The following is a 19911-nucleotide window of genomic DNA, read 5'->3' as shown; positions in this document are numbered from 1 at the left end:
CGAGTCGCCGCTCAAATTTCTTTAGTTAATAAATTTTCCTAACCCCCAGTTCGGGGGCACCTTGACTCTCGACAAGCCTCTCGGAGGGAAACCCGCTGTTCAGATATGTGAATGCGGAGAGCTGCGCGCGCTGACTTTCAGTAAAGTTGGGGCTTGCATCTGCCGCCATGGCCTCCTACGCTCCGCAATAGTTAGGAATATTTCTTAACTATCGGTTGCGCGACCGGACTTCTCACCCCCCGAGATTCTGTCAGGAGCCACTGATGCAAGGTGTGATCCCCTTACGACACCGTCTCGCCACGGCAACGGCCCTGTTCGCCCTCGCCGCGCTACCCCTGCCGGCACTGCCCGCGCAGGCCGCGCAGACCGCGCAGGCCGGGCAGGCCGCCGGCGCGGTCGCCATCCCCGATCTGACCAGCGCGAACCGCCGGGCGCCCATCACCGGCCTGCCCGACTGGAGCAAGGCGGGCTTTCGCGGCGGCGCCGCCCTGCCGGGGCCCGGCGCCATGAACCCGGACGCGGCCTGCCACATCACCCCGCAGGAACTGGCCGGCCAGTACGGCGTACGCCCGGACGGGAGCGACGCCACCACGGGCCTGCAGGCGGCCATCGACGCCATCAGGACCACGTGCACGCCGAGCGCCGGATACACGAAGCTGTCGTCGATCACCCTGCCCGCCGGCCGGTTCGTGGTCACCAGGCAGCTCGGCCTGGACGCCGACTACCTGGTGCTCAAGGGCGCGGGCATGGGCCAGACGGTCCTGTCCTTCCGCCCGGACGCCAACACCCGCTACGACACGCTCACCGAGGACGGCAGCGACTGGGACGAGGACGGCGCCACCCACGGCGCCGGCAAGGGCGGCTGGACCTGGCCGGGCCGCGGTCTGCTGCGCGTGCAGACCCGCGAGGTCCACAGCAAGTACGCCGGCGACCACTCCTCCGCCCCCGCCAACCGCAAGGACATCTTCGAGGGCAGCGTCAACCAGCACTGGGCGGCCGGCGTGCCGCTGCGCGCCGCCTCGGTCACCGGAGAGACCCAGATCAGGCTGGCGAGCAACGCGGACATGGCCCGCTTCAAGGCCGGCGCGCACCTGTGGGTCGGCGCCGCCAACAGCGTGAAGTTCTACCAGCTGCAGACGGTCACCGACACCTCCAAGTACATGAACCTGCACATGCGCCAGCAGATCTTCACGATCACCGCCGTGGACGCCGCGGGCAGGAACCTCACGATCGACAAGCCGCTGGAGTACGACCTGCCGGTGAACTCCACCTCAGACGGCTCCTCCGCGATCGGCGGGACCGTCTACCCGAGCCGGGTCACCCCGCTGAAGGTCGTGCAGGGCGTCGGCATCGAGGACCTGACCCTCACCCAGGACATGGCCGGCATGCCCAAGCTGGGCGGCGGCACGTACAACCTCGACCGGGCCGACGCCCGCTTCAACTACGGCAACATGGCGCCCGAGTACGCCCAGCACGGCATCGTGCTCAAGTGGGCGGCCAACGTCTGGATCCGCCGGGTCGGCACCGAGATGACCGGCTCCCACGCGGTCGTCACCGAGAGCGCCAAGAACATCCAGGTCCAGGAGTCGAGCTTCGACGGCTCGTGGAACAAGGGCAAGGGCGGCAACGGCTACTTCCGCGGCTCGCGCGTCTGGGACTCCCTGTACGCCTATAACACCTCGCGCGACCTGCGGCACTTCACCTTCCAGTGGTCGGCGTCGAACAACGTGGCGATCGGCAACGACTTCGACTCCGACCTGAACGTGCACGGCGGCTGGGAGCGGCGCAATCTGTTCGAGAACAACAAGGTGCGCGTGCCGTTCGAGCACGCCTCGAAGAACTGCCGCGCCAACTGCGGCGACGAGGGCGGCGGCGGTCCCGACAACTCGACCTGGTGGCCCATCTGGTGGGCGGCGGGGCCGAAGGCGGCCAAGTGGTCGGGCTCCAGCGGGCCGCAGAACGTGATCTACAACAACGAGATGAGCAAGCAGACGGCGGAGGGCGGGCCGTACCAGGGCTACTATCCGGACCGGCAGCGGCTCTACCAGTTCGGCAGCTCGGCCAGTGACGCGGCGAAGTTCCAGCACCTGGCGGTCAACGGGACCACGATCGCCGACTGGGCGGGCAACGAGAGCGCCGACTTCACGGGTTCGGGCGTCAACGCCTCGCGGACCGACGCCTCGGGCTCGCTCTTCCTGAAGGGCCAAAGCGGCGGCGAGGACACCACCCCGCCGAGCGCGCCCGGCAACCTCCGCTCCACCGCCACCACTTCCACCAGCGCCTCCCTGACGTGGGACGCCGCCACCGACAACATCGGGGTCAGCGGCTACGACGTCTACCGGGGCGGCACTCTGGTCAACACCGTCACCGGAACAGCATTCACCGACACCGGCCTGACCGCGAGCACGAGCTACACCTACACCGTCAGAGCCCGCGACGCCGCCGGGAACACCTCCCCCGCGAGCAACACGGTCACCGCCACCACCCAGCAGGGCGGCGGCACCGAGACGCTGCTGTCCCGCGGCAGGCCCGCCACCGCCTCGTCCGTCGAAGGCGCCGGATTCGAGGCGGCCAAGGCCGTGGACGGCGGCACGAGCACCCGCTGGGCCAGCGCCGAAGGCAACGACCCCGAGTGGATCACCATCGACCTCGGGGCCACGGCCGACATCTCCCGCGTGAAGCTGAACTGGGAAGCCGCCTACGGCAAGTCGTACAAAATCCAGACTTCGCCCAACGGCTCTACCTGGACCGACGTCTACTCCACCACCACCGGAGACGGCGGCATCGACGAGGTGACGCTGTCGGGCGGCGGACGCTACATCCGCATGTACGGCGCGGCGCGCGGCACCACCTACGGCTACTCCCTCTGGGAGTTCGAGGTCTACGGCTCCTTCACGGGCGGTGGCGACGACACCACCCCGCCGAGCACCCCGTCAGGCCTGCGCTCCACCGGCACCACCTCGAACACGGTGTCACTGGCCTGGAACGCCGCCACCGACAACGTCGGCGTCACCGGCTATGAGGTCTACCGGGGCGGCACCCTGGTCAACACCGTCACCGGGACGACCTTCACCGACACCGGCCTGACCCCGTCAACCGCCTACACCTACACCGTCAAGGCCCGCGACGCCGCCGGCAACACCTCCCCCGCGAGCAACGCGGTCACCGCCACCACCCAGCTCGGCGGCGGCTCGATCGTGGACGTCTCCACCGCGGCCCAGCTGATCAGCGCCCTGGCCGGCGCCCAGCCCGGCCAGACGATCCGCCTCGCCGCGGGCGAGTACCGGGGGGCGTTCCTCACCCAGAGGGCCGGGACCGCCTCCGCCCCCATCACGCTGACCGGCCCGGCCGGAGCCGTCCTGGTCAACGACGGCCCGTCGGGGACCGCCCCGTCGTGCCCCGCCCCCGGCGGCGGATGGGACTCCGGGTACGGGCTGTGGTTGTCCGGCGCGCCGTACTGGAAGCTGACCGGCTTCACCGTCAAGGACTCCAAGAAGGGCATCGTCCTCGACGACTCCCACCACGTGACCATCGACGGCGTCCACGTGCACCACACCGACGAGGAAGGCGTGCACTTCCGGCGCTCCTCCGCCGACGGCGTGATCCAGAACTCCACGATCAGCCACGCCGGGCTGGTTCAGCCCGGCTACGGCGAGGGCGTCTACATCGGCTCGGCCGGTTCCAACTGGAGCTGCCACGGAAACTCCGGCGGCGTCGACCGCTCCGACCGGGTCAAGGTGCTCGACAACGACTTCGGGCCCGGCATCGCCGCCGAGCACATCGACATCAAGGAAGGCACCACCGGCGGCGTGATCCGCGGCAACTCCTTCAACGGCACCGGCATCTCCGGCCAGAACTCCGGCGACTCCTGGGTCGACGCGAAGGGCGTCGGCTACGTGATCGAGAACAACACCGGCACGTTCTCCGCGCCCGGCACCTTCGCCAACGGCTACGAGACACACAACCCGTCCACGTCACCGTCGTTCGCCAACGGCTGCGGGAACGTCTGGCGCGGCAACCGCTCCGACCTGGGCGGAACCGGCAAGTACGCCATCTACGTCTCCTCCACCTCCAAGTGCGCGAGCAACCCGAATGTCGTCCACGCCTCCAACACCGTGAGCAACGCCCGCACCGGCCTGACCAACATCCCGGTCACGCCGTAACCCCCCGAAGAGAAAGACGAACGCCAAGATGAGACCACGAACACTCGCGGCCTTAGCCGCGGTGCTGGCCCTCCCCCTCACCCTCCTGAGCACACCGGTCTCCCAGGCGGTGGCCGTGACGGCGACCGCGTCCTCGACGGAAGGCTCCGGCTTCGAGGCGTCCCAGGCCGCCGACGGCGACGGCGCCACGCGCTGGGCCTCGGAGGAGGGCGTGGACCCGCAGTGGATCCGGCTCGACCTGGGCGCCGCCGGCACGATCAGCGGGGTCACGCTCACCTGGGAGGCGGCCTACGCCAAGTCCTACAAAATCCAGACCTCGCCCGACGGCACGTCCTGGACCGACGTCTACTCCACCACCACCGGCGACGGCGGCACGGACCAGCTGACCCTGTCGGGCAGCGGGCGCTATGTCCGCATGTACGGCACGCAGCGCGGCACCGCCTACGGCTACTCCCTCTGGGAGTTCGAGGTGCAGACCTCCTCCGGCGGCGACACCACACCACCGAGCACGCCCGGCAACCTGCGCTCCACCGCCACCACCGCGAGCTCGGTGTCGCTGGCCTGGAACGCCTCGACCGACAACGCCGGCGTCACCGGCTACGAGGTCCACCGGGGCGGCACCCTGGTCAACACCGTCACCGGAACCACCTTCACCGACACCGGCCTGACCCCGGCCACCGCCTACACCTACACCGTCAAGGCCCGCGACGCCGCGGGCAACACCTCCCCCGCGAGCGCCCCGGTCACCGCCACCACCCAGCAGGGCGGCGGCACCGAGACCCTGCTCTCCCAGGGCAGGCCCGCCACCGCCTCGTCCGTCGAAGGCGCCGGGTTCGAGGCGGCCAAGGCCGTGGACGGTGACACCACCGGCACCCGCTGGGCCTCCGAGGAGGGCGTGGACCCGCAGTGGATCCAGGCCGACCTCGGCGCCAACGCCACCGTTTCCCGCGTCAAGCTGACCTGGGAGGCGGCCTACGGCAAGGCGTACAAGATACAGACCTCCGCGAACGGCACGAGCTGGACCGACGTCCACAGCACCACGACCGGCGACGGCGGCACCGACGACGTCGCCGTGACCGGCAGCGGGCGCTTCGTCCGCGTCCACGGCACCCAGCGCGGCACCGCCTACGGCTACTCCCTGTTCGAGCTGCAGGTCTACGGCACCGCCGGAAGCGGCGGCGACACCACCCCGCCGAGCACGCCCGGCAACCTGCGCTCCACCGCCACCACCGCGAGCTCGGTGTCGCTGGCCTGGAACGCCTCGACCGACAACGCCGGCGTCACCGGCTACGACGTCTACCGGGGCGGCACCCTGGTCAACACCGTCACCGGAACGACCTTCACCGACACCGGCCTGGCCGCGAGCACGAGCTACACCTACACCGTCAGAGCCCGCGACGCCGCCGGGAACACCTCCCCCGCGAGCAACACGGTCACCGCCACCACGCAGCCGCCCACCGGCGGCGGCACCCCGGTCGAGGCCAACGGCCGGCTCAGGGTCTGCGGGGTCAAGCTCTGCAACGAGAACGGCAAGCAGATCCAGCTGCGCGGCATGAGCTCGCACGGCCTGCAGTGGTACTCCCAGTGCCTCAACACCGCCTCGCTCGACGCCCTGGCCACCGACTGGAAGGCCGACGTCCTGCGGATCTCGATGTACATCCAGGAGGACGGCTACGAGACCAACCCGCGCCTGTTCACCGACCGGGTGCACAACCTCATCGAGCAGGCCACGGCGCGCGGCATGTACGCCATCGTCGACTGGCACATGCTCACGCCCGGCGACCCGATGTACAACCTGTCCAGGGCCAAGACGTTCTTCACCGAGATCGCCCAGCGGCACAACAGCAAGAAGAACCTCTTCTACGAGATCGCCAACGAGCCCAACGGCGTCTCCTGGTCGACCGTCAAGAGCTACGCCGAGCAGCTGATCCCGGTGATCCGCGCCATCGACGCCGACACGCCCATCCTCGTCGGCACCCGCGCCTGGTCCTCGCTCGGCGTCTCCGACGGCGCCAGTGAGACCGAGGTGACCGGCAACCCGGTCAACGCGACCAACATCATGTACACCTTCCACTTCTACGCCGCCTCGCACGGGAGCAACTACCTCAACACGCTGTCCCGCGCGGCCGACCGGATCCCGATGTTCGTCACCGAGTTCGGCACGCAGACCGCCTCGGGCGGCGGTGGCAACAACTTCGGGATGTCGCAGCAGTACCTCGACCTGATGGCCCAGAAGAAGATCAGCTGGGTCAACTGGAACTACTCCGACGACGGCCTGTCCGGCGCCGTCTTCACCGGCGGCACCTGCCCGAACGGCCCGTTCACCGGAACGAGCCGGCTCAAGGAGGCCGGGGTGTGGATCCGCGAGCGGGTCCGTACTCCTGACGACTTCTGAGCCACCGGCCCCGCCCGCTCCCCTGCGCGGGCGGGGCCGTCCCTCAGTCGCGCAGCGCCTCGAAGTACGGCTTCATCGCGGGGTAGTAGTCGTCGAAATCCGGCTGGGGCGATCCTTCGCGGGCGGCCACGAGCATGTCGAGGTAGTACTCCCAGCCGGGACCGACGTCGCCGATGCCGTCGAGGCTGTCGAAGTGCTGCACGAACTCCAGCCGCGTGGTGCCGCCGCTCTCCGACAGCAGCAGGTCGATCCGCCACTCGCCGTGCTCGTCGGTGGCCGAGACCGTCAGTCGCTCCGGTGGCTCGCAGGCGTCGATGCGCAGGTCCATCCACGGGGACTGGTCCTCGTACGCCATCTGGACCTTGATCGTCCGGCCGGGCCCCGGGTCGCCTTCCCACGGCCCGAACCAGCGGGCGGTGCGCTCGGACTCGGTGACGCTGGCCCACACGTCCTCGATGGGCGCGCGGAAGGTACGGATGAGCACGAGATCGTTCTCGGCGTCCTTGCGCAGGAGTCGCGCGGTGGGGCGGGGTGTCATGCGGTGTCCTCCTTGACCTCTTCTGCCGCGCCGCTCGTGCGGTGTTCGCGGCGGGTTCGGTAAACCTCGGTCTCCAGCGCGTCCAGGCGTCCTTCCCAGGCGGGCCGCCCGGCGAAGAACTGATCGAGCCACCCGGCCAGCTCGTGGAGCCGCCCGGTGTCGAGCTCGTAGAGGCGCTGCCTGCCGACGAGCTCGTCGTGGACCAGCCCGCCTTCCCTGAGCACGCGCAGGTGGCGGCTCACGGCGGGTCTGCTGATCTGGAAGCGCCCGGCGATCTGACCGGCCGACATCCGTCCTTCGCGCAGCATGACCAGGATCTCCCTGCGCACCGGGTCGGCGATCGCGCCTGCCACCTCATCCACGGACAGAAGCGTAACACACTGGTTACGCGTTAACCACGCCGTCACCGTCGCCGGTCGCGTTCCGTGTCCCCGGCCGGTCTATCGCCGGTCGCAGCCGCAGCTGCGGCGCGCGAGGAGGGTGGCTCGCGAGGCGGGCGCCGGGGCCGCGCGGTCGAACAGGAGGGCGACCGCCTGTCCGGCCATGGCGGCGAGGGGCTGCCGGGTGACGGTCAGGGCGGGGGCGGTGTGGGCGCTGTCGGAGGTGCCGTCCAGGCTGATCACCGCCAGGTCGTCCGGTACGGCCAGGCCCGCGGCACAGGCGCCGGACAGCACGCCGACGGCCTGCTCGTCGGTCGCCGTGATCAGCGCCCGGGGCATGGTTCCGGCGGCGATCAGGTGGCGGGTCAGGGCGTCGGCGTCGGCCCGGGAATAGGCGGAGCGCAGCGGGACGGCGCCGGGCGCGGCGCCATCCTGCCAGGTCCGCCGGCGGAGTCCGACCGGGCCGGTGTCGTGGGGCCCGGCGAGGAAGGCGGGGTCGTGGTGCCCGTGCGCGCGCAGGTGGGCGACCGCCTCGCGCACCGCGTGCTCGTTGTCGGCGGCGACCAGGGGCGCGCTGTCGGCAGCCGGGCCGTTGTGCAGGTAGACGGCCGGCACCCCGGCCCGCGCCGCGTGCCGGGCGACGTCGTCCGCGGCGTCGGCCGAGACGATCACCAGGGCGTCGACCTGGGCGGCCAGGAAACGCTCGACGAGATGGCGCTGGCGTTCGGCGGAGTAGCCGGCGTTGCCGATGAGCATGAGGCGGTCGTGCTCGGTGAGCGCCCGTTCGACGTGTTCCGCCAGGGCGCCGAAGTAGGGGTTGAGCGCGTCGGCCAGGATCAGGCCGACCACGCCGGTGGTGCGTGAGCGCAGCGCGCGGGCGATGCGGTTGGGGCGGTAGCCGAGCTCGGCGGCCGCGGCCAGCACCCGTTCGCGGGTGGCGGCGGCCACGGGGCGGGGACCGTCGTTGATCACGTAGCTGACCACGGCGGTGGAGGTGCCGGCGCGGCGGGCTACGTCGGCCAGGGTGATCGGCTTGTTCATGGCGGTTTACAGTCTCGCAGCTAATCGTTTAGATTTCGCCAGTCTAAACGATTAGATTCCGAGGTGCGCATGATCATCGACACCGACACCGGTTCCGACGACGCCGTGGCGCTGCTGCTCGCGCTCGCCGCGCCCGGCGAGGTCCGCGCCGTCACCACGGTGGCCGGCAACGTGCCGCTCGCCACGGGCACGCGCAACGCGCTGGTCACCCTGCGGCTGGCCGGGCGCGCCGACGTGCCCGTCCACGCCGGGTGCGAACGTCCGCTCGTCCGCCCCGTGTCCACCGCCCAGCACGTGCACGGACACGACGGCATGGGCGGCCACGACCTGCCGGACCCCGTGCGCGGCCCCGAACCGGACCACGCGGTGGACGTCCTGCTGTCGGCGCCCCGCCGCCGTCCCGGCGAGCTGACGCTCGTCACGCTGGGCCCGCTCACCAACCTCGCCGCCGCGCTGCTGCGCGACCGGGCGCTGCTGTCCCGATTTCGCCACGTGTACTGCATGGCCGGCGCCGCCGACCTGCGCGGCAACATCTCCCCCACCGCGGAGTTCAACGTCTGGGCCGACCCCGAGGCCGCCCGCGTGGTTCTTCAGCAGGCCACGCCCGAGACCGTGACCTGGATCGGCTGGGACGTCTCCCGCCGGGACGCCGTCATGACCCCCGCCGACCAGCGCCGCCTGGAAGAGCTCGGCACCCCGCTGGCCTTGTTCGCCCATCGCATCAACAGGACCGTGGCCGACTGGGCCCGCGACGTCACCGGGCTGGCCGGCTACGACCTGCCCGACCCCATCGCCATGGCCGTCGCCCTGCGCCCCGACCTGGTCCTGGAGCGGGAGACCGTACACGCCGACGTCGCCCTCGGCGACGAGACCCGCGGCCAGCTCATCATCGACCGCCGCCGCACCGCTCCCCCACCCAACCTCACGCTGGTACGCCGTGTCGACGAGCGGGGCTTCAAGCACATGCTCTTCGACGCCTGCGCCCGGGAGGCCCGCCCGTGAACAGCCGCCACGAGCTCCACTGTCACCTGGACGGCTCGCTGCGTCCCGCCACGGTCGCCGACCTGGCCCGCCGGCAGGGCCTCGCCCTGGACCGCCCCGTGCGGGACCTGGTCGTGGCGCCCGCCGGCTGCGGCAGCCTGAGTCGCTACCTCACCTACTTCGACCTGCCGCTCCAGGTCCTGCAGAGCCCGGACGCCCTGCGCCGCGCGGCCCGCGAGCTGGTCGAGGACTGGCGCGCCGACGGCGTGGTCCACGGCGAGGCCAGGTTCGCTCCGCAACTGCACGGCCGCCAGGGCATGACGCTGGACGAGGCGGTCACCGCCGTGGCCGAGGGCCTGGCGGAAGGCCGCGCGACGACGGGCGTGCGCACCGGCCTGCTGCTGTGCTGCCTGCGGCACCAGAGCCCGGAGGAGAGCATGGCCGTGGCCGAGACGGCGGTCCGGCGGCGCGAGGTGGTCAGTGGCCTCGACCTGGCCGGCGACGAGCGCCTGTACCCGGCCGCGCCGCACAAGGCCGCCTTCGACCTCGCCCACCGGGCGGATCTGCCGTGCACGGTCCACGCCGGCGAGGCCGCCGGTCCGGCCAGTGTGTGGGAGGCCATCGAGGTGCTCGGCGCCCGCCGGATCGGGCACGGCGTGCGGTGCGCCGAGGACGGCGCGCTGCTCGAACGGCTCCGCGCCGACCACATCGCGCTGGAGATGTGCCCGACCAGCAACGTGCAGACCGGCGCCGCCCCCAGCCTCGCCGGGCACCCGGCGACGCGGCTGCTGGCGGCGGGCCTCGCCGTGACGATCAGCACGGACGCCCGCACCACCTCGGACACCAGCCTGGGCCTCGAGTTCGCCCGCCTGCGCGAGACGGCCGGATGGGACGAACGGCAGGAAAACCTGGCCCAGGACCACGCCCGCGCCGCCGCCTTCGACGGCGGGTGAGTCAGACGCTGCGCAGGACGCTCACCACGATGCCCAGCACCGCGGCGCCGTCGCCGTCGATGACGTCGTAGGCGGGGTTGCGGGGTTCGAGGTAGACGTGCCCGCCCCGCCTCCTGAACACCTTGACGGTGGCCTCGCCGTCGATCATCGCGGCGACGATCTGGCCCGTGTGGGCCTCGGCCTGCTGACGTACCACGACGAGGTCGCCGTCGCAGATCGCGGCGTCGATCATCGAGTCGCCCCGGACGCGCAGGCCGAACACGGTGCCCCGCCCGGTGAGGTCGCGGGGCAGGGTCAGCGTGTCGTCCACGTGCTCGTCGGCCGGGATGGGCGTGCCCGCGGCGATGTCGCCGACCACGGGCACGCTCACCAGGCCCGTGTCCCGCTGCGGCGCCGCGCCCGGCAGGAACGGCCGCAGGTCGACGGGCCGGGTCATCGAGTCGCTCCGGCGCAGGAAACCCTTGTCCTCCAGGCTCTTCAGGTGCTTCGACACCGACGACGACGACCGGAGCCCGACCGCCTGGCCGATCTCGCGGGCGCTCGGCGGGTAGCCGTGCCGGATCGCCCAGTCCCGGATCGTGGCCAGGATCCGCTGCTGACGCTGCGGCAGGCCGGAGAAGTCCAGGTACGCGAACGCGTCGTCGTCGTAGGAGGTCACCTGGACATGCTAGAGGCCGGATGGCCGGCGTCTGCCGCGCGTTTCTTGAAGACCTCGTATACCGCGAGGTAGTTCTGCCCGCCGCGGCCCTGCGCGACGGCCCGCTCGGCGAGCTCCAGCATCAGCCGCGGCTGCTCGGCCGGGACACCCTGCTCGGCGCTCGTGCGGGTGATGTGCTCCAGGGCGTTGATGTTCATCTCCAGCGTGCCGAAGTCGCCGGGGTAGCTGCCCTCCGCCAGCGCGGCCGCCTGCCCGGCCGTGGACGGGCCGAACATCATCGGCACGAACCAGCCGAACGCCAGCTCGGCGAAGTCCCCGACCGGGAGACCCGCCGCGTCGATCAGCGCCGAGGCGTGCAGCCAGCCGTTCATGGTGGCGTACATCATCTCCAGCAGGCCCGTGTTGTAGAGCACCGCCAGCTCGACGCCCGCGCCGAGGTAGCGGGGGTCGCCCACGCCGGCCAGCGTGGCCCGGTGCTCGTCGAAGACCTCGCGCGGGCCGCTGTAGAGGAACACGGAGCCGGGCTCGCCGACCAGCGTCGGCGGCACCATGATCGCGCCGTCGAGGTAACGCGCGCCACGCTCACCGGCCCACGCCGCCATCTCGCGCGCCTCCGACGGCGTCCCCGACGTCAGATTCACCACGGTACGGCCCCGCAGTCCGTCCCCCACCGGCCCGAGAATCCGCGCCGTGGACGCGTAGTCGTTCAGGCAGACGATCGTGACGTCGGCCGCGGCCACCGCCTCCTCCACGCTCGCCGCGAGCCGGGCGCCGCGGGCCACGAGCGGCTCGGCCTTGGCGGCGGTGCGGTTCCATACGGTCGTGGGGTGCCCACGGTTCAGGTAGACCTCGGCCAGCACCCGTCCCATGGGCCCGAGTCCGAGGATCGCCACGTTGGCCCTGTCATGTCCGGTTTCAAGATGATCAGTCATGACGGCTAAGCTAAACCCTCACGTCCACGTGAGAGTCAAAGGTTGGTGACGGAGGTCACATGCGCATCGGAGAACTGGCCCGCCGCACCGGGGTCAGCATCCGCGCCCTGCGCTACTACGAGGAGCAGGGCCTGCTGCGCCCCCACCGGCGCTCCAGCGGCTATCGCGAGTACGCCGACACCGACGTGCGCGCCGTCGCCCGCATCAGGACGCTGCTGTCCGCCGGGCTCGGCACCGCCGTCATCGCCGAGGTGCTGCCCTGCATGGTCGACAGCGGCGAGATCCTCGCCCCCGGCTGCCCGGAACTGGTCGACGTCCTGGCCGAGGAGCGCGACCGCATCACCGGCGCCATCGACGAGCTCCAGTCCGCCCGCGCCATGCTGAACGGCATCATCGCCGCCACCCCATGAGGGCGTCAGGCACGTTCCGGGAAAAGGGCCAGGTTAGGGCAGATATCGACACAATGCACTGATCAAAATGGTTTCGGTGTGCATCATGCACATGGTGGCGGTATGTCCGGTTCTTACTCTGTCGAGATGAGCACCGATGCCTCCCCAAGTCCGGTGACGTATCCCGTGCCGTAGGTGCGGAAGCACCAAGACCATTAGGAAGTGCCATGTGCCAGCACTGCCCTCCACCCGCCCGGCCGAGCCTTGCGAGCGTCAGGTGTCCGGCATGGAAACGCTGACGACGCCCGAGGAGTCCACGATCGCGTCGTGGTCTCTGCCGCCCCACTTCCGCTCGGCCGCCGAGGCGCGTCGCCACACGGCCGGCTACCTCAACAGCTGGGGCTTCCACGACACCGACATCGGCGTGCTGCTGGTCAGCGAGCTGGTGACCAACGCTCTGCGGTACGCCCCCGGCCCGGTGACACTCACCGTCTGGCTCATCGACGGCCTGATGCGCTGCGAGGTCGAGGACACCAGCGCGCAGCCGCCCGCATGGCACGAGCCGGCCGTCCACGCCGAGGGCCACCGAGGGCTCTACCTCCTGGACGCGCTCGCCTGCTGCTGGGGCTTCGTCCGCACCGGCGAGGGAAAGGCCGTGTGGTTCGAGCTGCCCGTGTCCGGAGAGCACGATGCGTAAGATCGTGCTGCCCCGGCCGCGTCCGCGCCCGCCGCGCCAGGACCAGGATCTGCGCACCCCTTCCGGGCGCAAGCTCCCCTACTGACACCGGACCCGTCGGCGTCCCGCGGCCTTCAGGACGGGAAGGACCTGGGTGCCCCGGCCGCGCCGCCCTCACGAGCCGGACACGGCGAGCGAGCCGGGGACACCTCGCGCCGGCGGCGCAGCATGCGTGAGCCGGGGCGGGCCGTGGAGGCGGCTGGTCAGGCCTTGACGGCGCCGCTGGTCAGGCCGCCGACGATGTAGCGCTGGAGGAACTGGAAGAGGATCAGCACCGGCAGCGCCCCGATGAGGGCGCCGGCGGCGAAGACGCCCCAGCTCTGCCCGAGCTGGTAGGAGACGAGCTGGTACAGGCCGACGGCGAGCGTCTGCTGATCGGGGTCGGTCAGGACGAGGCCGGCGATGACGAAGTCGTTCATCGTGGCCACGAAGGAGAACAGCGCCACGACGACCAGGATGGGCCGCACGAGCGGCAGCAGGATCAGGAAGAAGACCTGGGCGTGCGAGGCGCCGTCCATCTGGGCCGACTCGTCGAGCTCGCGCGGGATGGAGTCGAAGAAACCCTTCATGAGGTAGGTGTTCACGCCGAGCGCGCCGCCCAGGTAGACCATGATCAGGCCCAGCGTGCTGCCCAGCCCCAGCGGGGGAAACACCTCCTTGAAGGCCGACAGAAGCAGAAAGATCGCGACGTAGGCCAGCACCTGGGGGAACATCTGGATGAAGACCAGGCCGACCAGGCCGCTCTCACGGCCGCGGAAGCGGAACCTCGAGAAGGCGTACGCGGCGCAGGCGCCCATGAACACCGACCCGGCCGCCGTCGAGACCCCGATCACCAGCGAGTTCACGAACCAGCGGGGAAACGGGTGCAGCGCGTCGGTGAACAGCGTCGCGTAGTGCCGCCAGGTCACCTCGGCGAACAAGTCGTTCGAGCCGGTCAGCGTCCCGCTCGGGTTGAGCGAGGCGGCCAGGACGAACACCAGCGGGAACAACGCGACCACCGAGGCCAGCACGCCGACCAGGTGCCTCCAGACCCTCATGCGGCAGCCTCCAGCCGCCTGGCCCGCCGGAATCCGGCCAGCGACACCGCCGCGATCACCGCGAAGATCAGGATCGAGACCGCGCAGGCCAGGCCGTAGTTGCGTGAGGTCCCGCCGAAGGCCAGCTTGTACACCAGCGAGATCAGCAGGTCCGTCGAGCCCACGTCGATCGGCGCCCCGGTGTCGCGGGGGCCGCCGCCGGTGAGCATGTAGATGACGTTGAAGTTGTTGAAGTTGAATGCGAACGTGGCCACCAGCGCGGGCGCCGTCGAGGCCAGCAGGAGCGGCAGCCGTACCGACGCCAGGACCCGCCACGGACCCGCCCCGTCGACCTGGGCCGCCTCGGCGAGCTGGCGTGGCACCGCCTGCAGCGCCCCGGTGCAGATCAGGAACATGTACGGGAACCCGATCCACACGTTGACCGCCAGCACGCTCAGCCTGGCCAGCCAGGGATCGGACAGCCACGGCACGGTGGCGCCGCCCAGCAGCACCTCGTTGACGAACCCGTGGTCGGTGTTGAGCAGCCCCTGCCACAGCAGCGCCGCCATGAACGCGGGGAACGCGTAGGGGAAGACCAGCAGCGAGCGGTAGACGCGGTAGCCGTCCAGGATCAGCGCGAGCACCAGCCCGAAGCCGAAGCTCAGCGCGACCGACAGCGCGGCGAACACGAACGTCCAGACCAGCACGCCCAGGAACGGCCCGCGGATCTCGGCGTTGGTGAGCACGCCGGTGAAGTTCTCGGTGCCGACGAAGACCTTCCAGCCGGGACTCAGCGAGCGCCCTGCGGCCGAGGTGAAGGCGCCGCGTCCGTCGTCGCGGTAGACGGTTCCCGCCCGGTCGGTGAAAGCGCCGCCGGAGTAGGTCAAGGTGGGCCGGTAGAGCGCGGCCGTCACCCCGTCCGCGGTCTTCAGGACGCCGCCCTCGGCCGGGACCCGCAGCTTGACGATCTCCGCCTGCCTGGCCACGATCTCCGCGTACGGCAGCGCCCGCCACCCCGGCCCGCTCCCAAAGCCCAGCTCGCCGTCCTTCTCCGCCACCCGGATCGGCCGGCTCTCGCCGGTCTTGACCTCGCTGGCGGCCAGGATCGCCGCGACCGCGTCGGCCTTGGTGGCGTTGTGGCCGTCGCCGTAGTTGGTGAAGGCGGCGTAGCCGGTGTAGAGCACCACGTACACCTGGTAGATCAGCAGCAGCACGACCCCCGGCGCCAGGTACTTGGCGGGGACCGCCCGCTTGCTCAGGTAGACCGCGTTGACGGCCACCGTCCCGGCCAGCAGCAGCGCGAACATCCACCACGAGCGCTGCCCGCCGAGCGCCACCAGTCCGTAGACGGCCAGCGCGTCGGCGACGGCGAGCGGCAGAAAGCGAAGCGCGCGCATCAGGATCCGATCTTCGCGCGGATGCGCTCCGCGGCCTTCCTGGTCAGCTCGGCGGGCTCGCCACGGCCGGTGATGATCGCGAGCTGGGACAGTCCCCAGTCGGCCCAGACGGCGTCCATCTGGGGCACGTTCGGCGTCGGCACGCCGTCGGCGGCGGCCGCGGCGAACCCGGCCAGGACCGGGTCAGCGGCCAGTTCCTCGCGCACCGAGGTCATCGCCGGAGGCCGCCCGCCCGCCGCGTGCAGCGCCTTCTGCGCCTGCGGCGTGGCCAGGTAGTTGACGAGGAAGTCGTTGGCCAGGATCGGACTGGCGCTCTTGGCACTGACGAAGAAGCCCTGCACGCCGGCGAACGGCCGCGCCTTCTCCCCGCCCGCGGGGGGCACCGGGTCCACCGCGAACGGCACGCCCGCCTTGGCCAGCGCGGGCGCGTCCCACGGACCGGTGACCAGGAACGGCGTCTCGCCCTTGACGAAGGCGTTGGTCGCGATGTCGCCGGTCAGCGAGGTCGAGACGGCCTTGTCCGCGGCCAGCCGCTTCAGGTAGGCCGCGAACTTCAGCCCGCCCGGGTTGTCGATCTCCAGCTTGCCGTCCGGGCCGAAGACCTGAGAGCCGAAGGAGGTCTGCAGCGCGTACAGGTGGAAGGGCGAGCCCGCCTTGGGGTCGACGGGCAGCCCGACCGGGTACGTGCTCTTGCCCGCCTTCACCAGGCTCTTCCCGCGCGCCACCAGTTCGTCGAAGGTGGCGGGCGCGGCAGGGACGAGCTTGGTGTTGCGCAGCACGGCCACGCTCTCGATCGCGTACGGCAGGCCGTACGTCTGCCCGTCGTAGGTCATCGCCCGCATGGCCGCCTCGGAGAACAGCGCCGCCTTGGCCGACAGGTCAAGCGGCGCGACGACGCCGTTCTGCACCAGCTTGCCCAGCCAGTCGTGCGGGCCGACGATGACGTCGGGGCCCTGGCCGGAGGGCGCCTGGGAGACGAAGTCGTCGCGCAGGTTGCCCATGGCCTTCTGCACGATCTTGACCTGGACGCCGCGGTCCTTCTCGAACGCCGCGGCGATCTGCCGCAACGGCGCGGCCCGGCTGTCGTCGGCCCAGACGGTGAGCGTGGCGGGGGGCGGGGCCGCGGTCTTCTCGGCGGCGCAGCCCGCCACGAGCAGAGTGGTGGCCGCGAGTGCGGTGAGCTTGCGCATGGTCGCTCCTCAGGATCCGGCGTGCGGGTCGTTCTGGGCCGGATCGCTCCAGCTCGCGACGCGTACCCACACGCGCCGGTCCGCGTCGTGCCTCAGGGGGGTTCGGATGGGGAAGCCGTCGGTGTCGAGGCCGTCGCGGCGCCAGCCGCGCCCGACGGTGCCGTTCAGGCCGACGCCGCGCGGCAGCCGCCAGACGCCGTGGTGGACGCCGGGCGCGACCTTGGTGGTGACCAGGCCGGAGAAGTAGACGGGCGAGTCGTCAGGGGTGCCGAGCGGGACCACGACCGTGACGTCGAGCAGCGCGTCGGGGGCGCCGTCGACGACCGTGACCCGTTCGCTCACCTCCAGCTCGCCGGTGCGGGCGACGACCTGCGCGGCGCCGGGTTCGACGCCTTCGAGCAGGGCGTGGCCGACGCTCTTGAGCGGTCCTGCCGGCTGCCAGGTCACCTGCGCGCCGAGGGCCGAGTACACGCAGCCGTCGGCGCGTTCGGCGACGGGCGCGACGTCGAGATCCTGGCCGGTGGCGGTCTCGCCGCCGGTGCCCGACAGCAGGACGGGCGGGCCCGCCGTACCGAAGAGATGCAGGAGCGCGCTGCCGGCGCGCGCCGCCCAGGCGTCCTCGTGGTGCGGCGCGGACGGCTCGTGCAGGTAGCGCAGCTCCTCGTCGGGCGTGTACCCGAGGTCGAGCAGGTGCTCCGCGAGCTCGCGGACCGGCCTGACCATGATCAGGCCCTCCATGCCGCCGATGTCCAGCCAGACCCGGCGCGGGCCGCGGGCCTCGAAGCGCCGGTAGACGGGGGTCTCTTCGAGCGTGCGCGGGTCCACGAAGACGAGGAACGGCGAGAGCGCCGCGGTCAGGCCGAACACCTCCGGCCGCCGGAAGGCCAGGTGGTAGCTGACCAGCCCGCCCATCGACGAGCCCATGACGGCGGTGGCGGCCGGGTCGGCGGTGACCGCGTAGCGCTCGCGCAGCACCGGCAGCAGTTCCCCGATCAGGAACTCCTCGTACAGCTCGCCCTTGCACACGCCGTCCGGGTCGCGCGGGTAGGGCGCCACGTGCGAGTACTCGTTGCCGCGCTGGTCACCGGCGTTGGAGACGCCGACGGCGACGAGCGGCGGCAGCAGCCCGCGCCCGATCAGGTCGTCGAGCGTCTCGTCCACCCGCCAGCTCGGGCTCAGGCCCGCTCCGGCGAACACGTGCTGCCCGTCCTGCAGGATCACCACGGGGTACGGCCCCGCCGCCGGGTCGTGGCCGGGCGGCAGGTAGACGAAGACGTCGCGGGAGTTGCCCAGCGCCCGCGAGCGTACGCCGGTCAGGGTTTCGATCATCGTGCGGTCTCCCAGATGTGGAAGGCGGGCCCGTCGGCGGGCATGGGCTCGCCCGGTGCGAGGTCGGGGGCGCCGAGCAGGCCGGCGAGCGCGGTGGGCGCGGGCATCGGGGGGTGGGCGTTCCTGCTGACCTGGATCAGCAGCGTCTCCCCCGGCGCCGCCCGCTCGAAGAGCACCACGTCCCGCTCGGCGCGCAGCCAGCGCAGCCCGCCGCGGCGCAGCGCCTCCCGGCCGCGGCGCAGCGCGATCAGCTCGCGGTAGAGGCGGTGGGTGCCGTGGTCCTGGGCGGCCGGGTCCCAGGGGAAGGGGCGGCGGCCGTCCTCCAGATGCACGCCCTCGACTCCGACCTCGTCGCCGGCGAAGACCATGGGCAGTCCGGGCAGCGTGAACAGCAGGGCGGCGCCCAGGTGCTGGTGGTCGCGGCCGGCGATCGAGCGGAAGCGCGCGGTGTCGTGCGAGTCGAGCAGCGTGAGGTTGTGCGCGTGGGAGCGCCAGGGGATGCGGGCGGCGTACGCGCGCATCACGGCCGCCAGGTCATGGCCGCCGTAGGCCGGGATGGGGCCCGGTGTGCCCCAGAACTCGGTGGAACGTTCCCTCGCCAGCCACGACCACACCGGCCGGGCGAAGCCCGCGTAGGCCATGGTCCCGTGCCAGCCGTCGCCGCGCAGCGCGGACGCGGCGTCGAACTGGTTCTCCGCCAGCAGCAGCCTGTCCTCGCCGAGCGCCGCCCTGGTGGCGGTCGCGACCTGGGCGTTCAGCTCGACCGCGCCGTGGCGTCCGGCCGACTGGGCGACGTCGACGCGCCAGCCGTCCAGGCCGTACTCCTCGGGATAGCGGGCGATCACGGCGTCCAGGCGGCGGCGCAGCTCCGGCGAGCGGTGGTCGAACTTGGGCAGGGTCTTCACCCCGGCGAAGGTGGCGTAGTCGTCGCCGTCGAAGTAGTAGAAGTCCCGTTCCCGGCTGGCGTGGTCGTTCCTGGCCTTCACGAACCAGTCGTGGGCGTCGCCGGAGTGGTTGAGCGTGATGTCGCCGATGACCCGCATGCCGCGGGCGTGGGCCTGGGCGGTGAGCGACCTCAGCGCCTCGTCGCCGCCCAGCAGCGGGTCGACGTGGTCGAAGGTGCTGGCGTCGTAGCGGTGGTTGGAGCGGGCGGGGAAGAACGGGGTGAGGTAGACGAGGTTCGCGCCCAGGGTCTCGATGTGGTCGAGGCGCTCGGCCACGCCCCACAGGTCGCCGCCGTAGATCTGCTGGAGGGCGTGCGGCCTGCCGTACGGGATGGGGTCGTCCCATGCGGCGGGGCGCGCCCACGACGGGAGGGGGCCGCGCGGCCGCTCGGAACGGGCGAACCGGTCGGGGAAGATCTGGTAGATCACCGCGTCGGCGGCCCAGGCGGGCGGCGGCGGGTGGGCGGTGAGGGTGAAGTCGGCGGCGTCGGTGACCTCGGTGCGCGAGAGACCGGCGGCGCTCAGCCACAGCGGTCCCGAGTCGGTGTGCAGCAGGAAGCGGTAGCCGCACTCGGGGTTGACCACCCGCAGCGTGGCCCGCCACCAGGTCTCCTCCGGGGTGACGCGGTCGGCCATCGCCTCGGTGAACGCCGGCTCGCCGTCGGGCGCGCTGCGGACGAAGACGCGCCGGGTTCCCAGCGTGCCGGCCGTGCGGGCGAACACCTCGACCCGGTCGCCCAGTCCGGGCGAGGGGTCGGAGACATACAGCGGCGAACCGTCGTGATGTGCCACTGTGTTGCAAAGTGTTTCCGACTGGACCATGCTGTTAACGCTCCCTTTACCTGCTTTGATGGTCAGGAGCCTAAGCA

General features: G+C 71.4%; 16 protein-coding genes. 6 read left to right on the top strand and 10 right to left on the bottom strand.

Annotated elements, in window-relative coordinates; all coding sequences use genetic code 11:
• The first annotated feature begins 263 nt into the window (after nt 1-263).
• Nucleotides 264-4163 carry a discoidin domain-containing protein gene (locus ACIBHY_RS25245; protein WP_397307857.1) on the top strand — a complete coding sequence of 1300 codons (3900 nt, stop codon included), beginning with the start codon at nt 264-266 and terminating at the stop codon, nt 4161-4163.
• A 28-nt stretch (nt 4164-4191) separates the two neighbouring features.
• Nucleotides 4192-6558, top strand: coding sequence for a cellulase family glycosylhydrolase (locus ACIBHY_RS25240; RefSeq protein WP_397307856.1), 2367 nt, complete (start codon nt 4192-4194; stop codon nt 6556-6558).
• Between the two features lie 43 nt (nt 6559-6601).
• Here the strand turns inward: ACIBHY_RS25240 and ACIBHY_RS25235 are convergent, their stop codons facing one another.
• The 3 genes from ACIBHY_RS25235 to ACIBHY_RS25225 all read right to left on the bottom strand — a co-directional run bounded on the left by ACIBHY_RS25235 (nt 6602) and on the right by ACIBHY_RS25225 (nt 8517).
• The gene (locus tag ACIBHY_RS25235) at nt 6602-7096 is read right to left on the bottom strand and encodes an SRPBCC family protein (protein ID WP_397251271.1); all 495 of its coding nucleotides are present in this window, start codon (nt 7094-7096) and stop codon (nt 6602-6604) included.
• On the bottom strand, nt 7093-7458 hold the full coding sequence (locus ACIBHY_RS25230; protein WP_397251273.1) for a metalloregulator ArsR/SmtB family transcription factor: 366 nt from the start codon (nt 7456-7458) through the stop codon (nt 7093-7095). Before ACIBHY_RS25230 ends, ACIBHY_RS25235 begins: the two co-directional genes overlap by 4 nt.
• A gap of 78 nt (nt 7459-7536) precedes the next feature.
• The gene (locus ACIBHY_RS25225) at nt 7537-8517 is read right to left on the bottom strand and encodes a LacI family DNA-binding transcriptional regulator (protein ID WP_397307855.1); all 981 of its coding nucleotides are present in this window, start codon (nt 8515-8517) and stop codon (nt 7537-7539) included.
• A gap of 69 nt (nt 8518-8586) precedes the next feature.
• Between ACIBHY_RS25225 and ACIBHY_RS25220 the strand changes: the two genes are divergently transcribed.
• Nucleotides 8587-9519: a nucleoside hydrolase gene (locus ACIBHY_RS25220; protein WP_397307854.1), complete on the top strand. Its 933-nt coding sequence runs from the start codon at nt 8587-8589 to the stop codon at nt 9517-9519.
• On the top strand, nt 9516-10451 hold the full coding sequence (gene add / locus ACIBHY_RS25215; RefSeq protein ID WP_397307853.1) for an adenosine deaminase: 936 nt from the start codon (nt 9516-9518) through the stop codon (nt 10449-10451). Before ACIBHY_RS25220 ends, add begins: the two co-directional genes overlap by 4 nt.
• A 1-nt stretch (nt 10452) precedes the next feature.
• Here add and lexA read toward each other — a convergent pair whose 3' ends face one another.
• Both lexA and ACIBHY_RS25205 read right to left on the bottom strand, forming a co-directional pair.
• Nucleotides 10453-11061, bottom strand: coding sequence for a transcriptional repressor LexA (lexA, locus tag ACIBHY_RS25210; protein WP_397251323.1), 609 nt, complete (start codon nt 11059-11061; stop codon nt 10453-10455).
• A 44-nt stretch (nt 11062-11105) separates the two neighbouring features.
• Nucleotides 11106-12041 (bottom strand): NAD(P)-dependent oxidoreductase, encoded by a 936-nt coding sequence (locus ACIBHY_RS25205; RefSeq protein WP_397307852.1) that lies wholly within the window; start codon nt 12039-12041, stop codon nt 11106-11108.
• 59 nt (nt 12042-12100) lie between these two features.
• Between ACIBHY_RS25205 and ACIBHY_RS25200 the strand changes: the two genes are divergently transcribed.
• Nucleotides 12101-12451 carry a MerR family transcriptional regulator gene (locus ACIBHY_RS25200; RefSeq protein ID WP_397251281.1) on the top strand — a complete coding sequence of 117 codons (351 nt, stop codon included), beginning with the start codon at nt 12101-12103 and terminating at the stop codon, nt 12449-12451.
• A 265-nt stretch (nt 12452-12716) separates the two neighbouring features.
• On the top strand, nt 12717-13127 hold the full coding sequence (locus ACIBHY_RS25195; protein WP_397251283.1) for an ATP-binding protein: 411 nt from the start codon (nt 12717-12719) through the stop codon (nt 13125-13127).
• 242 nt (nt 13128-13369) lie between these two features.
• On the opposite strand, the gene ACIBHY_RS25190 is transcribed toward ACIBHY_RS25195, so the two are convergent.
• From ACIBHY_RS25190 to ACIBHY_RS25170, 5 genes are read right to left on the bottom strand one after another with little or no spacing between them, the layout of a single operon-like run.
• Nucleotides 13370-14203, bottom strand: coding sequence for a sugar ABC transporter permease (locus ACIBHY_RS25190; protein WP_397251285.1), 834 nt, complete (start codon nt 14201-14203; stop codon nt 13370-13372).
• Nucleotides 14200-15579: an ABC transporter permease subunit gene (locus tag ACIBHY_RS25185; RefSeq protein WP_397251287.1), complete on the bottom strand. Its 1380-nt coding sequence runs from the start codon at nt 15577-15579 to the stop codon at nt 14200-14202. Before ACIBHY_RS25185 ends, ACIBHY_RS25190 begins: the two co-directional genes overlap by 4 nt.
• Nucleotides 15579-16769 carry an extracellular solute-binding protein gene (locus ACIBHY_RS25180; RefSeq protein WP_397307851.1) on the bottom strand — a complete coding sequence of 397 codons (1191 nt, stop codon included), beginning with the start codon at nt 16767-16769 and terminating at the stop codon, nt 15579-15581. The genes ACIBHY_RS25185 and ACIBHY_RS25180 overlap by 1 nt, the downstream gene beginning before the upstream one ends.
• Before the next feature lie 9 nt (nt 16770-16778).
• Nucleotides 16779-18098, bottom strand: coding sequence for an alpha/beta hydrolase (locus tag ACIBHY_RS25175; protein ID WP_397307850.1), 1320 nt, complete (start codon nt 18096-18098; stop codon nt 16779-16781).
• Nucleotides 18095-19834 (bottom strand): glycoside hydrolase family 13 protein, encoded by a 1740-nt coding sequence (locus tag ACIBHY_RS25170; protein ID WP_397307848.1) that lies wholly within the window; start codon nt 19832-19834, stop codon nt 18095-18097. The genes ACIBHY_RS25175 and ACIBHY_RS25170 overlap by 4 nt, the downstream gene beginning before the upstream one ends.
• Nucleotides 19835-19911 lie beyond the last annotated feature (77 nt).

The sequence above is a fragment of the Nonomuraea sp. NPDC050547 genome (assembly GCF_044457345.1).
GTDB lineage: Bacteria > Actinomycetota > Actinomycetes > Streptosporangiales > Streptosporangiaceae > Nonomuraea.
Note: the sequence above shows the minus strand (reverse complement) of the source record. Positions and strands in the feature narration are given on the sequence as shown.

What these genes read in the sequence shown, in the direction of transcription:
- ACIBHY_RS25245 (WP_397307857.1), top strand. Translation starts at nt 264, where the DNA reads ATGCAAGGTGTGATCCCCTTACGACACCGTCTCGCCACGGCAACGGCC.
- ACIBHY_RS25240 (WP_397307856.1), top strand. Translation starts at nt 4,192, where the DNA reads ATGAGACCACGAACACTCGCGGCCTTAGCCGCGGTGCTGGCCCTCCCC.
- ACIBHY_RS25235 (WP_397251271.1), bottom strand. Translation starts at nt 7,096, where the DNA reads ATGACACCCCGCCCCACCGCGCGACTCCTGCGCAAGGACGCCGAGAAC.
- ACIBHY_RS25225 (WP_397307855.1), bottom strand. Translation starts at nt 8,517, where the DNA reads ATGAACAAGCCGATCACCCTGGCCGACGTAGCCCGCCGCGCCGGCACC.
- ACIBHY_RS25220 (WP_397307854.1), top strand. Translation starts at nt 8,587, where the DNA reads ATGATCATCGACACCGACACCGGTTCCGACGACGCCGTGGCGCTGCTG.
- ACIBHY_RS25205 (WP_397307852.1), bottom strand. Translation starts at nt 12,041, where the DNA reads ATGACTGATCATCTTGAAACCGGACATGACAGGGCCAACGTGGCGATC.
- ACIBHY_RS25200 (WP_397251281.1), top strand. Translation starts at nt 12,101, where the DNA reads ATGCGCATCGGAGAACTGGCCCGCCGCACCGGGGTCAGCATCCGCGCC.
- ACIBHY_RS25195 (WP_397251283.1), top strand. Translation starts at nt 12,717, where the DNA reads ATGGAAACGCTGACGACGCCCGAGGAGTCCACGATCGCGTCGTGGTCT.
- ACIBHY_RS25190 (WP_397251285.1), bottom strand. Translation starts at nt 14,203, where the DNA reads ATGAGGGTCTGGAGGCACCTGGTCGGCGTGCTGGCCTCGGTGGTCGCG.
- ACIBHY_RS25185 (WP_397251287.1), bottom strand. Translation starts at nt 15,579, where the DNA reads ATGCGCGCGCTTCGCTTTCTGCCGCTCGCCGTCGCCGACGCGCTGGCC.
- ACIBHY_RS25180 (WP_397307851.1), bottom strand. Translation starts at nt 16,769, where the DNA reads ATGCGCAAGCTCACCGCACTCGCGGCCACCACTCTGCTCGTGGCGGGC.
- ACIBHY_RS25175 (WP_397307850.1), bottom strand. Translation starts at nt 18,098, where the DNA reads ATGATCGAAACCCTGACCGGCGTACGCTCGCGGGCGCTGGGCAACTCC.